The 15,704-nt window shown below is 63.0% G+C and carries 9 protein-coding genes; 8 read left to right on the top strand and 1 reads right to left on the bottom strand.

Features of this window, described 5'->3' with window-relative positions:
- The first annotated feature begins 54 nt into the window (after window positions 1–54).
- From QWI33_RS25245 to QWI33_RS25225, 5 genes are all read left to right on the top strand, one after another.
- Complete coding sequence (locus tag QWI33_RS25245; RefSeq protein WP_289959611.1) at window positions 55–543, top strand: site-specific integrase; 489 nt, start codon at window positions 55–57, stop codon at window positions 541–543.
- A 31-nt stretch (window positions 544–574) separates the two neighbouring features.
- Entirely contained in the window at window positions 575–745 is a 171-nt protein-coding gene (locus QWI33_RS25240; RefSeq protein ID WP_289959610.1) for a hypothetical protein, read from the top strand.
- A 912-nt stretch (window positions 746–1,657) separates the two neighbouring features.
- The gene (locus tag QWI33_RS25235) at window positions 1,658–5,809 is read left to right on the top strand and encodes a LamG-like jellyroll fold domain-containing protein (protein ID WP_289959753.1); all 4,152 of its coding nucleotides are present in this window, start codon (window positions 1,658–1,660) and stop codon (window positions 5,807–5,809) included.
- A gap of 73 nt (window positions 5,810–5,882) precedes the next feature.
- Window positions 5,883–12,713: an RHS repeat-associated core domain-containing protein gene (locus QWI33_RS25230; RefSeq protein WP_289959609.1), complete on the top strand. Its 6,831-nt coding sequence runs from the start codon at window positions 5,883–5,885 to the stop codon at window positions 12,711–12,713.
- Window positions 12,714–12,729: 16 nt separating this feature from the next.
- Window positions 12,730–13,113 (top strand): contact-dependent growth inhibition system immunity protein, encoded by a 384-nt coding sequence (locus QWI33_RS25225; protein ID WP_289959608.1) that lies wholly within the window; start codon window positions 12,730–12,732, stop codon window positions 13,111–13,113.
- A 517-nt stretch (window positions 13,114–13,630) separates the two neighbouring features.
- On the opposite strand, the gene QWI33_RS25220 is transcribed toward QWI33_RS25225, so the two are convergent.
- Window positions 13,631–14,080, bottom strand: coding sequence for a hypothetical protein (locus tag QWI33_RS25220; protein WP_289959607.1), 450 nt, complete (start codon window positions 14,078–14,080; stop codon window positions 13,631–13,633).
- Window positions 14,081–14,170: 90 nt separating this feature from the next.
- Here QWI33_RS25220 and QWI33_RS25215 point away from each other — a divergent pair, with 90 nt between their 5' ends.
- From QWI33_RS25215 to QWI33_RS25205, 3 genes are all read left to right on the top strand, one after another.
- Window positions 14,171–14,371: a hypothetical protein gene (locus QWI33_RS25215; RefSeq protein ID WP_289959606.1), complete on the top strand. Its 201-nt coding sequence runs from the start codon at window positions 14,171–14,173 to the stop codon at window positions 14,369–14,371.
- Window positions 14,359–14,769, top strand: coding sequence for a hypothetical protein (locus tag QWI33_RS25210; protein WP_289959605.1), 411 nt, complete (start codon window positions 14,359–14,361; stop codon window positions 14,767–14,769). Before QWI33_RS25215 ends, QWI33_RS25210 begins: the two co-directional genes overlap by 13 nt.
- Before the next feature lie 204 nt (window positions 14,770–14,973).
- Window positions 14,974–15,630 carry a hypothetical protein gene (locus QWI33_RS25205; RefSeq protein ID WP_289959604.1) on the top strand — a complete coding sequence of 219 codons (657 nt, stop codon included), beginning with the start codon at window positions 14,974–14,976 and terminating at the stop codon, window positions 15,628–15,630.
- Window positions 15,631–15,704: the final 74 nt, after the last annotated feature.

The following is a 15,704-nucleotide window of genomic DNA, read 5'->3' as shown; positions in this document are numbered from 1 at the left end:
ATCGAAGTCATCCGGCTGCCGTTGTGGGGCCAGGTCGTCAAGGATGAGGGTGTAGTGCCTTGGGTCCTCCGAGACGGCTTGGGTGAGCCGGTGACACCCGTGCAGACGTTCCTGCAGGACTTCACGGCCCGCGGTAACTCAGCGGGCTCGGTTCGCAGCTATGCGATGGACTTGCTGCGGTGGTGGCGGTTTCTTCTCGCCGTCGGCGTCGCCTGGGATCACGTCACTTCCGCTGAGGTCCGAGATTTCGTGCTCTGGTTCAGGCAGGCCGCGAAGCCTATTGCGGCAGTGAGGAAGCAGTCGGCAAGGACGGCTGGGACCGTCAATCCGATCACGCGCAAGACCTATCTCGATGACAAGTACAAGCCCGCAACGATCCGGCACTCGAACGCTGTCCTGCGGAGCTTCTACGACTACTGGATCGAACGCGGTGAAGGTCCGATGTTCAATCCGGTCGTTCGTGAGCTCGGCAGGGGCGGATCGCGCGCGAATGCGCGCCACAATCCGTTGCAGCCGTTCCGATCTGGGACGTCTTCGATATAATCCGCGCCTGCCCAAGCGGAAGCCGCGGATGATGCCCGACGACGAGTGGAAAAGGCTGTTCAAGGAGCTCGGTTCGAACCGGGACCGGGCGATTGTCTCCGTCAGTACCGACATAGACTGGGGCAGCCAGCTCATTCGCGTGATCCGGAAGGGCTCTCGTGCGGAGCAGTGGCTCCCGGTCAGCCCCGAGGCGATCGTCTGACTTCGCCTGTACCTCAATGATATTGGCCCCATCGGTGCAACCGCCCCCGTCTGGCAGACCCTCTATCGAACCGGCGGGAAACGACAGCCGTTGAACTACGACGCGCTGCGCGCGATTCTGCGTCGTGCCAACGCGAAGCTCGGCACCAACTGGACCATGCACGACTTCCGACACACCGCCGGAAAACGCACGGCCCGTGACCCTGGCCTGTCGCTCCTGGACGTCCAGACAGGCCTCGGGCACGCGGTCCTTGGGCTTCCTACGCGGCGCCGATGAGCGTTGGCATCGGACGTCCTCAGGTCACGATGAGCGGCCCGGGAAGCGTCGATTCGACATTCAGTGTCGGCGTGTCGGCGACTGGGAGCTCTACTGAGCCCAGTCCTGTTGCAGCGCAGCCTTTCAGCGGCCCTCACCGCATTGCCGTCTACCGCCACGTGAGCACGGTCAGAATGCCTTGTTATCGAACTGTGACGATTCTAGGCGTCAAGCGGTGCCGGGGGGCGGAGTCACTGGTCAGGATTCGGATGATCGCGGTGTCAGCCTGGTCATACACCGATGCCGGGGGTTGTCGACGGTTGTTGTGGTTGGAAACTTTGACGGGATTCGCGTTCGACGATCGATATGATTTGTCCTTTTTGGTGATGGTGTTATGGATGGGACCGGTCTTGACAGGATGGTTCGGCAACCGATAACTTTCCGTACCGTTGCGGTCGGTGTTCGACTGCTTGCTTGCCCCCACTCATAATTGAAAGCGACCCCTCCGTGAACCCCAAGCCTCTCTTGTGGGCTAGCAGCCGCACCCCTTCCGGCGGCCGGCCTGTTCCCCTCACCCGTCTGCACTGGAGTCGGGCTCGAGCTGCCCGTGCCCTGGTCGTAGCTGCCGCAGTAGCTATTGGACTGACTGGCTTGTCGGTGCCGGGGGCCGCGCAGGAATCGCTGGAGTCCTGCCCGATCGCTCCGGGAGCTGAGAACGCAGTTGAGGGTGAACTCGCCGCGATTGTGGTTGCTGCGGCATGTGACCAGACCGTGGAAGTGATCGACCAGCGCAATGAGTTCGGTGAGGTGTACGCGCTGCCGTCGGGGGAGTTGCGCGCTGAGCTCGGCGTGGTGCCGGTGCGGGCTGAGAACGAGGCGGGCGAGTGGGCGCCGATCGCGACCACCCTTGAGGTTGCCGAGGACGGGTCGATTCAGCCGGTCAATACGACTGAGGATATGGCGTTCTCCGCGGGCGGGACCGCCCCGCTGGTCACGGTTGACTATGGGGCTGAAGGGCTGTTCGCGTTGAACTGGCCTACGGCGCTTCCCGAGCCGGTCCTGGATGGCCCGAGTGCGATCTACGATGAGGTCTATTCCGGGGTCGACCTGGTGGTTGAGGCCACTGCTCAAGGATTCCGGTATGACTTCGTAGTTGCCGATGCCGCGGCTGCGGCCAATCCCGCGCTCGATGCGATCGAGCTCGGCGTTGATGCGGTCGGCGGTGCGACGTTCTCCACGAATGAGACCGGTCTGGTTGAGGTAGCCGTCGCCGGCGAGCCGGTGCTTGAGTCTGGTCCGGCGCAGATGTGGGAGGCGCCGGTCGGTCACGACGAAGCCGATATCGTCCCTGACCTTACTGCCGCTACCGATGCCTCGGCCGGTGCGGACCAGGAAGTCGCGGCGGTCGCGGTGACGGCGACCGATGAGGCTGTGGTCTTGGAACCAGACCTGGGGCTGCTGCGAGGCGAGGACACACGGTACCCCGTTGTCATCGATCCCGACTTCGACGGTGGCATCGACGACGGCGGCTGGGGCATGGTCGTCTCGCGGTCCGATGTAGCTGGCGATGACTTCTACCAGGGTAAGAACAATTCGAACAACTACTTCTTCCGCGAGACTGGTGACCAGGGCACCGTCGGTTCAGGGCAGACTTGCGACGACTGGTCGGTTCTGACGTGCACGACCGACGAGTACCGTGTCAGGTCCTTCTTCCGGATGGATACGGGCACCATCACCGAGGACAGCTATAGGATTGCGCGTTCGGCCACGTTCAAGATCATCCAGCGTCACTCCGCCGACTGCAACAACGGCACCGCCAAAATCTGGTTGACCGGCCTCTATGGCAGTAGCACCACCTGGAACAACCAGCCTAGCTGGAACGCGAACGAGACGGCGACCATCTCCACCGCCAAACGCGGATTTGACTGCAGTGGAGGATCAGGATACGTCGATTTCAATGTGAGCGGCCAGATCGCCAATGCCGAAGCGGGCTCGTGGGCCAACATCACCCTCGGGCTCCGGGCAGCCGACGAGACGCCCTCCCCTGACTTGGCCCAATGGGACCGGTGGGACGGAGACTCCGCGCAGCTCGACATCGTCTACGACGTGAGCCCGTACATGCCCAAGGAAGCGCAGATCAGCGGCAAGAGGTGCGAATCAACGGTGGCGAAAGCCCCGTGGGTCACTGACAAGACTCCGGAGATGAGCGCGGTCATCTCCACAAAAGACTCCAGCGTGAAGTGGGCGGCGCGCCTGCGGAGGTCGTCCGACGATGTGATCCTGATGGAGTACACCTCGGCTGGGCTCGCACCGAACTTTCGGCAGTCCAAGTCTCCCGCATCGGATCTGCCCGACGGCCACTACCACTGGCATGCGCGAGGGATCAGTGCCACTAACAGTGCTGTGGCCTCGGACTGGACGGTCGCGTGCCGGTTCATCCTCGACGGCACCGCTCCAACAGACCCGGTGGTCACGCCCTCGGCAGAGCGACCGTACAGCGTCGGCGCCGAGCTAGCACTGACAGTGTCTTCCACCGACAAAGTCGTCAACACCGTCTCCTCGGGGCTTTCCCATTTCGAATACGCGTGGACCGATGGGGTGTACGACAACCGCACCGTTTCAGCCACGGCTTCTGGGACTGCGGCAATCCCCATGACGGAAGTACTCGATAGCGAAGGCGGCTTGAAGGCCGGAAGGCATGTGTTGCATGTCCAGGCACGTGACCGCGCGGGCAACCCTTCGGGCGAAACGGTGTACACCTTCTTCGCCGGCAACGACATCCCGACCACGCCGATAGCCGCCTGGCGGTTTGAAGGCGACACGTTCGACGACACGGGACACCAGTACAACTTGAACGCCGACATGCCACTGGGCAGTGGCTTCGGCCCTGATGCGGATGGCCGAACGGCGGGTGCCGCGACCCTCGATGGATCGACCTGTCTCACCTCGGCACTGCCCAACAATCGCGCGCCGATCGATACAAGTGCGGCCTATTCCATCGCAGCTTGGACGTATGTAACCGAAGGGGGCGGCACCAACCCCGCGATCGTGACGCAGGTCGGCAATGTCCGGCCCGGCTTCTACCTCGAATTCATTCGCGCCGAGAACAAGTGGAACTTCACCACGCCGCAGTACGACGCTACATCGACGACCTTCCAGAGTCTGCGCTCGAACAGCACCGCGGAGTTCGGTACATGGACACACTTGGCCGCCACCATGGACCCCGAGGGCGGTGTCATGCGCCTGTACGTCAACGGTGTGCTCGACGCGGAGCGGGTGATCGCCTTCAAGCCGTGGAATGCGAAGGGCCCGGCGGTGGTCGGTTGCGCCAGCACGATCGGCGGCAACCCCTGGCACCGACTGGAGGGAAGTGTCGACAATGTCGGCCTCTGGCAGGGCGTCCTCACGCCCGAGCAGGTCCAAGCGGCGATGACCGACCTTCCGACCGCGAAATTGCAGGCCCGGTGGACTTTCAAGGACCAAGGCAAAGATGATTCCGGATACGGGCGGACGCTCCCGCTGCCGGAGGGCATCCCGGTCGGGCCAGACGCCTACAACCGTCCTTCGGGAGCAGTCGAACTGGACGGCGAAACCTGCCTCGAGTATGCGGAACCGGTCGTTTCCACCGACCGGTCAGTCAGCATCGCGTCCTGGGTCAAGTTCGACACCAGCGGGCAAGAGGACGTCATCGCCGCACTCACGGGCACGAACAACAATGCGATGGTGTTGCGACGGCTAGCGACGAATCAGGTGCAGTTCCGGCTCACCTCGGCCGACACCGCAGAGATTCCCGGCTCGACGACGAATCCCGCCGTGTGGGAGCGGAAGACCCCGTTGGAGTCGCCGCTGCTGGCAGGCACGTGGTACCACGTCGCTGGGGTCTACGATGCCGCCGCGGGAACGATGAGCGTGTATCTCAACGGCGTCCTCTCCTCGACGCGCACGCTTCCGCAGGATCTGTGGCGTGCGGAAGGTCCGACACTGGTCGGCTGCAAGCACGGTATCGAGAGCGATGTGCTCAACGGTCACATGGACGGCTACCTCTACGACGTGACCATCTGGCGCGGGGCGATTGACCAGACGCACCTAGCAGCGTTGATGGGGGTCCGCCCAGACGAGCGCGTCGGCGCGTGGGACTTCGTCGAGGGTGCTGCTGGATACGACGGGTCACGCAAGGGCAACGACTTGATCATTCCTGAATCAGTCCTTCCGAGCGCTGGATGGACTTGCCATAATCCCACCGCGTTGGGTTTCGATGGGACCAATTGGGCGCAGACGAATAAGTCTTCGATCGTTGCCACCGACGAATCGTTCTCGATCAAGGCGTGGGTGCGCCTTGACGACCTGTCCCGCGACCAGGTGATGGTCAGTGTGACCGGTGCCAGTCGCGGCGTCATCACCTTGAAGTACTCCGCGGCCAACAACGCGTTCGAATTCGCAGCGCCACCGTCAGGTACTAACGGCTGGAAGATTGTCCGGTCTACGACGACACCAAAAGTCAACGAGTGGACCTACCTGGTCGGCGTGTACGACATGCCGAAGAACGAGCTCCGGCTGTACGCCGAGGGGCCTGACGCCGAAGACAAGTACGCGCTGACTGTGGCGACGCAAACGGGTGTGGTGCTTCCCGCCGCGACCGGGGCGGTGACGATCGGCGCCGAAGGCAATACCGACGGCACAGTTCAGAACGGTCTCATCGGAGCACTCGACGATGTCGCTATCTGGCAGGGCATGGTCACCGACACCACGATCTCGACGCTTGGGCGGGACCTCACCAGAGAAGGAAACCTGGACTGCTATGACGAGTAGTTACGGACTCCAAATATGCTCGCGAACTGCGGAGCGCCGGGTTTCTCCGCTCAGGGCTGCGTCGGGTTTGGCCATGGCGGCCTTGATCGGGTCGCTCATGGTGGCTGCACCGGCGCTTGCGCAGTTGCAAACTCCTGACCAGGAAGTACAGCAGTTCAGCTCGGCTGATGTGGAGACGGTTGGCAACGGCGAGAGTCCGTTCTCGGACGACGCCGCCAACTGGGCGCCGCCCGGCGACGGGACTGCTGGGCTCGACGTGGACGCAGTGCAGGCCTTGGCAATCGACACCAGCACCTCGATCACCGCTGAGGGCGCCAGCGACGTCGGTGGCGACATCACGACCGTTGAGGTTGCTGCGGCGGAAGACGCTGGGCTGGCCTTGGGCGATCGCGGCCTGGCGTTCACTGTCGAGGTTCCCATCGGTGCGGACGAACTAAGTTTCGCCATCGACTACGCTGCCGCCGCGGACCGCTTCGGCGGCGACTGGGTGAGCCGACTCGACCTCGTCGTGGTGCCCGCCTGCGCATCTGCATCCGGCCTCTCCGCCGAATGCCAACTGATCCCGCTGCAGGCGATGAGCGACGACAGCGACGAGCAGACACTCAGGGCGAGCGTGAGCACCGCCGACCTGCTCGAAGGCAGCGACACCACCGCTGGCGGCGGATATGTTCGCACTAGCGGGGCGACGTATTCGATCGGTACTACCGATGAGGGTTCGGCGCAGAGCAGTTCGTCCTCAGCTTCGGCAACCGTGGCGGTGCTGCCCTCAACCAACGGCAACACCGGGAACTGGACCGCGACCGACCTCTCGGCCGCGGGCTCGTGGACCTCCGGGACCGGCGCGGGCTCCTTCGAGTACGCCTACCCGATCACGCTGCCGCCCGCGACCGGGCCGCTCCCCGACGTGGGCCTGTCGTACTCCTCCGCCTCTCACGACGGCGCGACCTCGGCGACCAACAACCAGGCATCATGGATCGGCGACGGCTGGGAATTCCAGCCCGGCCTTATCGAGCGGACCTACACTGCCTGCGGCGACGACGCGGAAGACGCGAACAACGCCGAATGGCCCTCCGGCGACCTGTGCTGGAAAGGCAAATCAGAGGCGTTCACGCTCTCGCTCGCCGGCGTCAACGCGTCCCTGATCAAGGACGCCGAGACCGGCGCGTGGACGATGACGAACGACAACGGCTGGAAAGTGGAACTGCTCGGCAGTTCAGCCACTGCATCGGCGGCGTCCACCGAGCACTGGAAGGTCACCACTACCGACGGCACCCAGTACTTTTTCGCTGGGCGCGCGGACGACGCGAAGTCGCGGTGGACGATCCCGGTGTTTGGCAACCACTCCGGTGAACCTTGCTACAAGGCCGACGACTTCGCCGGCTCCTCATGCGATCAGGGCTTCCGGTGGATGCTCGACCGAATCGTCGACACCTCCGGCAACGAGACCCACCTGACCTACACGACCGAGACCGGAAAGTACGCGGCCGCGTTCAACCCCGAGAAGCTCGCCTCATACACCCGCTGGGGCTACCTCGAGCGCATCGACTACGGCATCCGCGCCGGCGTGGCCACCGGACGCGTCGAATTCACCCTCGGCGACCGGTGCCTCTCCAACTGCCGCGACACCGCGGGCAAGCCCATCACCGCGAACTGGCCCGACACCCCCTGGGACCTCGCCTGCGACACCACCCCTTGCTGGGCGCTGGGACCGAGCTTCTACGCCTCCAAACGACTGACCGGGATCACCACGAAGATCGCCGATGGCACCGGCTGGAAAGACGTCGACTCCTGGAGCCTCGTCCACGAGTTCAAGCACAACGGCACCGCCGCCAATGCGGTCCTCTGGCTCGCCTCAATCCAGCACACAGGGAAGATCGGCGGCACCCTGACGCTCCCGGCGACCGAATTCGGCGCTACATTCCTGGCCAACCGCGTCGACGTCGGCTCCAACCCAAATATCGCACGCCCCCGCCTATCCGCGATCAAGTCCGAGTCCGGCGGCGTGACCAGCATCAACTACTCCAGTCCTGACTGCGCCGCAGGCAACCTCCCCGGAGCCGAGGACAGCAACGCCCGCCGCTGCTTCCCGGTCTGGTACACCCCGGAAGGCCTCGAGGAACCGCAGAAGGAGTACTTCCACAAGTACGTGGTCGACTCGATCGGCCAAAGCCCCGCTGTCGGCGGCGGCGACACCGTATGGACCACCTACCAGTACTCCAACGCCGGTGCCGGCACTAGCGCCCTGTGGGCCTGGGACGACTCGGAATTCAACGATGACAAGTACCGCACCTACAACCAGTGGCGCGGCTACTCGCTCGTGACGACCCTGGTCGGCGACCCCGCCGACGGCAACCAGCTGCGCTCCAGCACACGATTCCTGCGCGGCATGAACAACCAACCCCGGTCCGATGGCTCCAAACGCGCAGTGGCCGTCACCGACTCGCGCGGCAAGACGCACACCGACCATGAAGCACTCGCCGGCACCACACTGGAGACCCTGGGCTACAACGGCACACAGGCCATCCAATCGACAGTGGTCGAGTACTGGACCAAGCAGACCGCCAGCCGCACCCATGACGGCGGCAGACTCAAAGCCTGGAAGATCGCACCTGAAGTGCAGCGCACCAGCACCTGGCTCACCGGTTCCGCCTGGCAGACCGTCGAGAGCCACACCACCTACGACGATCGAGGCCGCCCCTACCTCGTGGAGGACCTCGGTGTATCTGGCGTTGACGGGGACGAACTGTGCGCCAAGACCTGGTACGCCGAGAACACGACCAAGAATATGGTCGACCTGCCAAGCCGGACGCAGACGCTCAGCGTCCCCTGCGACACCGGAAGCCCTGCACCGGGCGACGTCATCTCGGACGACCTCTACTACTACGACCACGCTACGTCGAACACCGCCGCGCCCGACAAAGGCCGCCTGACGCAGATCGACACCCTCGTCGGCTGGGACGACACCACGCCCAAATACGAGATGTCCGAACAGCACACCTACGACGACCTCGGCCGCATCGCCAGCGACACCAACGCGCTCGGCAAGACCACGACCACCGCGTACACTCCCGCGACCGGACCGCTGACCCAGACCGTGGTCACGAACCCGCTGGGCCACAAGGTGACCACAGCCCTGGAACCGGCGTGGGGGGAACCGGTGTCGATCACCGACCCCAACGGCATCCTCACGCAAGTGGGCTACAACCCCCTCGGATTCCAGACCGGTGTGTGGCTGCCCGGGCGGGCCAAGGCCACACAGAAAGCCAGCCTCGTCTTCACCTACGCGATCTCCCAGACCGCACCGACCACGGTCACGACAGAGACGATCACCGCGACCGGCACGTACGTCAAGTCGGTCAAGATCTTCGACGGACTCCTGCGGCAGCGCCAGACCCAGACCGACACCTACGGCGGGCGTCTGCTCACCCAAGCCGAGTTCGACTCCCGCGGCCTGGTCACCTTCGAATCAGGCGGCACGTTCAACAACGAGTCGGGCGCGACCGGCACACTCGTCGCATTCAGCGAGTCCAGCGACGTCTCACGAACGCAGTTCACCTATGACGGTGCCGGCCGGACGGTCGAAGCGACCTTCAAGGTCAAAGGCGCCGAACAGTGGTCCACCCAGACCCTCTACGGCAGCATCGACGGCTATCTCCAGCAGACCACCATCCCCCCTGCCGGAGACACGCCGACGAGCGTCCTCGCCGACGCCCGCGGCCAAGCGGTCGAGTTGCGCCAGTACCACGGCGCCGACGCGACCGGCGAATTCGATGCCACGAAGTACACGTACGAGCCGTCCGGCGCGATCGCCTCAGTGACCGACCCGGTCGGAAACCAGTGGACCTACGACTACGACGTCCAGGGCCGCCTGTCCTCGGTGACTGACCCCGACACCGGCACCACCACCATGTCCTACGACAAGGCCGGGCAGGTGATCGCCACCGTCGACGAAAACGAGACCGAACGGCGCTTCGCCTACGACGCGATCGGCCGCCAGACCCAGATCACCGACGCCGCCGGGAAACTCGAGGCGACCTTCACCTACGACCTCGCGACCAAGGGCATCGGGCACCCCTACAAGAGCACCCGGTATGTCGACGATCAGCCGTGGACGACGCAGACCTCGCGGTACAGCTCCGGCGGCCAGCCGCTGTCGCAGACCTGGACGCTGCCCTCGACAGCCGGGACACTGGCGAACAAGTCGTATTCGCGGACGCTCTCGTACGCGGTCGACGGGTCGATCTCGATGATGACCGTCCCCGCGGTCGGAGGCCTGAACGAGGAGATCATCTACTACAAGTACGACGCACTCGGCGGCGTCAAGGAAATCTACGGCACCTTCTACAGCACCACCAACGTCTACCTCAAAGAAGCGCTGTACTCCCCGTACACGCAGCTCATGCAGCGCAAGCTTGGCGACCCCACAGACAATTCGAATGTCGAGGGGCAGGTCTGGCAGACCTGGATCTATGAAGAAGGCACCGGGCGCCTCTCGGACTACTTCTTCGACAAGGACTCCTACAGCACCGAACCGACCGACACCCTCGCTGCTCTCTCTTACGAGTACAACCCGGCGGGGAACATCACCTCGATCACCGATGCGAACAGCCACACCCAAGTCGATCCCGAGACGCAGTGCTTCGAATACGACTACCTCAAACGGCTCACCGAAGCCTGGACCCAAGCTGGCACCGGCGAATGCGCGGCCTCAGTTGATGAAGCCGAGATCGGCGGCCTCAACGGCTACGGCCGCGCCTACACCTACGACAAGACCGGCAACCGCACCAGCTTGACCGAGTGGACAACCGCTGGCGAGGTCACCCACACGTACGGGTACAAGCCGGGGAAGGCCCACCAGCTACAAGAAGTCGTCACCACCGGCGCGCGGACAGGCCAGGTGGAATTCATATATGACGAGGCGGGCAACACCAGTTCGATCAGCCGCGACGGCAACCTGCAAACCCTCAAATGGGATCAGCGCGACCGCATCAAGGAAGCCTCCGAAGGCGAGGAGATTACCAAGTTCATTGACACCGCCGCCGGCGAGCGCCTATTCCGGTCTGATCCGGACGGTTCTGTGACCGCCTACGTCGCAGGCATGGAGATCACCGGCAAGAACGGCGCGGTCACCGCCACCCGCTACTACGAGCACTACGGCCAGACCATCGCAGTCCGGGAAGGCCAGACCGCCCTGCACTGGATCGGATCCGACCACCACGGTACCGCCTCGTGGTCGGTGAACGCCGTTTCACTCGATGTGCAGGTCCGCCGCTACGATTCCTTCGGCGTCGCCCGAGACACCGCGAGCTCCTTCCCCGGGCAAAAGGGCTTCGTCGGCGGCACCGAGAACGACTCGACCGGCTTCACTACCATCGGCGCCCGCGAGTACCTCGCGGAGACCGGACGCTTCCTCAGCCGGGACCTCATCGCCGAAGTCTCGAACCCCCAGCAGCTCAACGGGTATGCCTATGCCATGAACAACCCGGTCCTCTATTCGGACTCGACGGGTATGTGGCCAAGTTGGGACGACATCAAGTCCGGGGTCTCTGACGGCATCGACAAGGTCGCCGATACCGCCGAGAGCGTCTACGAATCGACCACGAACGCCGTCGCCACCGCGTGGGACGCGACCACCGAATGGGCCTACGAGAACCGCTGGGAGATCGCGGCGTTCGCGATCGAGACAGCCGTCGGCGCCGCCTGCATCGCCGCGATCAAGATGGCGAAGATCTGCTCTATCGCCGCAGGCGCACTTACAGGTGCACTCATCGCCTGGTGGCAGGGCAAGTCCGGAGAAGAGATCGCCGCAGCCGCCCTCGAAGGCGCAATCGCGGGTCTCATCGGGTACGGGCTAGGGAAGGTTCTTCAGCGGATCCTCTCCAAATATCTGAAACCGAGCCAGATCAAGAAGTTCTTCGGGGGCAGCGATGAAGCCGCCGAGAACGGAACGAACAAGGCCGACGATGCCGCAGAAGCTGCCGATGATGCACCCCGAAACGGTGGCTGCAACAGCTTCATACCTGGCACCCAGGTTGTCATGGCTGACGACAGCACCAAGCCGATCGAGGAAGTGCATGTCGGCGACGAAGTCGTCGCTACCGACATGACCACCGGCGAGACCGGTGCGGCTGAAGTCTCAGGAATCAAGGCGACCGCCGAGACCGAACGTGAACTGGTCACCATCGGCTTGTCCGACAAAGCCAGCAACGCGCCACCGTTCGAAGGCGGCTCCGACAGCAGCCCAGAAGCCGTCAATGAGGATGGCGCACAAACCAATACCTCAGACAACTCAGAAGAATTTGCCCAGGACGGCAACACCATCACCGCCACCGCCGGACACGCCTACTGGGCCGCCCCGGCAGGCACCGAGCTCTGGATCGGCGACTCTGCCCAGTGGACACTAGCGCGCGACCTTACCATCGGCGCTTGGCTCCGCACCAGCGACGGCACCTGGACGCAAATCACCGCCGTCACCTACCACACCGACACAACCAACACCCGCAACCTCACCGTCGCAGGTGCGCACACCTTCTACGTCACCAATGGTTCAAACGATACCCTTGTTCATAATTGCCCCACGCGATTCTCATCGAGGATCGATGGCTATGCGCAGCACCTTACGCTTCGTGATCTTCAGGCAGTTAAAATCGAGGTGCGTGGGGGAATAGTTGGCTTGAAGAGAAACGGAAGAGCCTGGAATCACGTCCGCGAAGTCTGGGAGGCGATGAAGGGACTGAAGGCGCTCATCAAGCGAATCAAGCGGGATCTTGGCGGTATGAGTCACTCAGACTCAGATCGAGCAGGTCTCTATGCGGACCTGTCCCGGGCAAGCAGGCTCTATGACCGAACTCGGGCGTACCTCGGCATGAGCGAGAGACAGTTGGCCTACTTCCTTCGAAGATAGGTGAATTATGGGAGACATGGACAAAACACTTACGGAGCTTGAAGGTGATGATTGGGGTAATGCAGCGGATGATTCTACTTATCTGATAAGGAGATCGCATCAACTGAGGTATGTTCCTATATCGAGGCTTTCTATTGAAGGGCTTCGAATGCTTATCGGTCAGGAAATGGGTCTTCCTTGGCTTGTTGGCATTGCGCTTGATCGTCTTGAAATCTGTCCCTGCGTGGAAGGTGACATGTATCCTGGCGACCTTCTTCAAAGTGTTGGGATGATCTCAAGAAGCTATTGGAAGCTTCACCCGGATCAAGAATCTAGGCTATCTTCCATTCTTGCGAAAGCAATGAAGATGGAGTGCGCGGACAATATTGACACGCAATATTTTGCTAGCATCCAGGAATGAATCTTTCAGACTGATCGCGGGATGTTCCCACTTCGCTACCCCGAACGAGTTCGGTCAGCGAGGCGGAGGACGATCTCGCGCCGAACAGTAACAACTGAAGTGTCCTGTGCGCCGGGTGTGTTGTCTGCAGCATTCCGCAAGGAGTATGGTCCACAAAGTCCAGTAAAGCACGATCCAGCGCATCGTCGCCTTCGAACCTACCGCCTACGGCCTGCGCTCGACCGCGGTTCTATGCGGAGGCTTCCTCGCGCAACGGGGACGCGACGCCCACCCCCGCGCCACGGTGGCGTTGAACGAGGAAATCACCGCTGTCACCGAAAGCGACCTCGGCCTCGATGCAGGGGTGCTTGACTCGCTGGCGGCCGAACCCGGTCACCATCTGGACCGGTACCGAACTGCCCTACCCGGGGCGGTTCGACCGCCTCATCGTCTACCTGTCGCTCCACCACGAGGGCTTGTCCACGATGACCGCGCCTCGCGACTTCCTGCCCGAAGCGCTCCGCGCCTGGAACGTCATCTACGCCATCGCACGCGGCGAGACGATCGCGAACCTTCGGCTGCGGGCAGTGGACCCTGGGACCCGAAGACTGGCAACGAGATCGGCGCCTGTGCGCACGGCCCAGTTCGCCTCGAACGACGACATCGTCTCGGCGATGATTCGCCTGAGGGAGGCGTTCGATCCGCAGGCCGGGATCTCTTCCGCTGTAACGTGTCGGCAGGCGCGAACGACCTCAACCTGGAGCGAGCGGATCTGCGCGTTCTTCTTCGCCCGCAAGTCGACCTTGTCGCCGGCCTGAAGATCAGCTGCCCAGCCGCACTCCCGCAGCGGGATGATCGCCTGCGTCTTGGCGCCTCGGAGGCTGGTGCCAACGCTGCGCGGGGACATCGGCATCCAACGACGCGGTTGCTTCGCCATCGTCTTGGCGTCCGGGGTTTGTTCGAACGCTGCGCTGCGCGGGTCGGTCATCCATCGGATGCTAACGGCGGTGCGCTGCAGTTTGCAGTTGACACGTCGCGACCGTAGAGGACTGTCGCCGACAGAAGTTAGACTCCGCTTATGGAATCCCGTGCCCTGATCGTCGGCGCCTTGACGGCCGCTCTGCCGTTCATGCTGGGCACCGTTTCTTCAACCTCTTCGACGTGGGGCCTGGTCACGGCCTATCTGGGTGCCGTCAGTGTCGTCGCGCTTTTTAAAAAACACTCTAGTGTCGAAAACCCGACAGATGCTGACATTGCCATGGGACCATGTTTTCCCTGATTGCCTTCGCGATTCGAACGTTAAGTCCTAATTGCCCGTTCGTCGGATCGCCGTCACCGATCGTGCTGGGCCTGCGCAGCTCCGCGTTCTCAGGCGACAACAGATTCACGGCCCTTGCATATGTCTCGATGTTTCCCTTGCGCATCCGGACCTACTTCCGATACGGCGTGTGCGAACACGAGGTTGGCGTGCCCGAACTCGACGACGTGCAAAAGTTCCTGGTGAAGAAGGACTTCATCTGGAGTCATTACAAATGGGACCACTTCGACTTGGTTGCCGAAGGTGACGGCCAATTCCAGCCTGTCGTGTTCAAGTCGGTCCCTGAAGCGCTGGCGCCGACGCTCGTCGACGGGGGCACGGTCTACCCATGGGCGGAAGTACAGCGGTACTGGGACTAGTTTCCTGTCGGCTGTGGTCTGGTGCGACAGCATGTTCGCTCGACACGCGGTGCACGTCAACAGGCCAGCCAAGACAACAATCTGTAGTTGTTGTGTATCCGCTCGTCAACATAAACGCCGTGATTTCGAAGACTGGCCGCTCCAGAGATGCCAAGGAGCTGTCGACCCATTGAGGCGGAACCGACTTTGCGGTTCAATAGGCCCATGACCAGCTCACGCGAGCAGCAACGTGCACGGCTCAAAGGCCGGATCGATCGCCTAGCGCCCGATCGCATCGCCGACATCATCATCGAGCACGTACTCACCGAACGCGGGTACCTGGACGTCGACGGGTTCGTCTACGTTCACGAGGACACCGTTCGCGACGAACTCGATGCGTTGCATGGCGGCCTGGTCAACCGCCGGACGATCACGCTCGGGATTCAGCACCTGCTGTACTGGGAGCGGATTGCCGAAGTCACTGGATCCCGCCTCGAGGACGGTTCAACCACCTACCCGCCCGTCGACGGATCACCGCGAACCGCTCTGCTGCGCTGTCAGATCAACCGATACGAAGACTGGTCCGCCGACGCCGATGGAGGCAGCGACGGTGCCGCGTTCGATGCCGGTGTCTCCGGGCATACGCGCAAGCTCCGGCCCGGACAACAAGCGAGTGACGCTGCGATGCGAGCGCATCAGGAGGCCAAACAAGCCGGGCAGGTCGCCAAAAACGATCCACTCCCCATCGGCTACACCTTCGTTGCCGAGCACCGGCGCCGCTCCCGCAGTCAGATGCGAGTGCCGCGGACCTCGACCGGAGTAACGAATGTAGGTACCGACACGGACGAGATCGATGACGTGGGCTACGAGCAGTACACGTAGGTGGGTTCGCTTGACAGTCTTGCCGGCCGCCCCCACTGCAGCCACCGCTCCGGCTGGGCGCGGCTTCCAGCCGG

It is taken from the genome of Glycomyces tritici, from assembly GCF_030403505.1.
The sequence above is the reverse complement of the archived record's forward strand: the minus strand, read 5'-3'. Positions and strand labels throughout refer to the sequence as shown.

Excerpts from the sequence above, each read along its gene's own strand:
- QWI33_RS25240 (WP_289959610.1), top strand. The coding sequence starts at position 575 with ATGCCCGACGACGAGTGGAAAAGGCTGTTCAAGGAGCTCGGTTCGAAC.
- QWI33_RS25230 (WP_289959609.1), top strand. The coding sequence starts at position 5,883 with ATGGCGGCCTTGATCGGGTCGCTCATGGTGGCTGCACCGGCGCTTGCG.
- QWI33_RS25225 (WP_289959608.1), top strand. The coding sequence starts at position 12,730 with ATGGACAAAACACTTACGGAGCTTGAAGGTGATGATTGGGGTAATGCA.
- QWI33_RS25220 (WP_289959607.1), bottom strand. The coding sequence starts at position 14,080 with ATGACCGACCCGCGCAGCGCAGCGTTCGAACAAACCCCGGACGCCAAG.
- QWI33_RS25215 (WP_289959606.1), top strand. The coding sequence starts at position 14,171 with ATGGAATCCCGTGCCCTGATCGTCGGCGCCTTGACGGCCGCTCTGCCG.
- QWI33_RS25210 (WP_289959605.1), top strand. The coding sequence starts at position 14,359 with ATGTTTTCCCTGATTGCCTTCGCGATTCGAACGTTAAGTCCTAATTGC.
- QWI33_RS25205 (WP_289959604.1), top strand. The coding sequence starts at position 14,974 with ATGACCAGCTCACGCGAGCAGCAACGTGCACGGCTCAAAGGCCGGATC.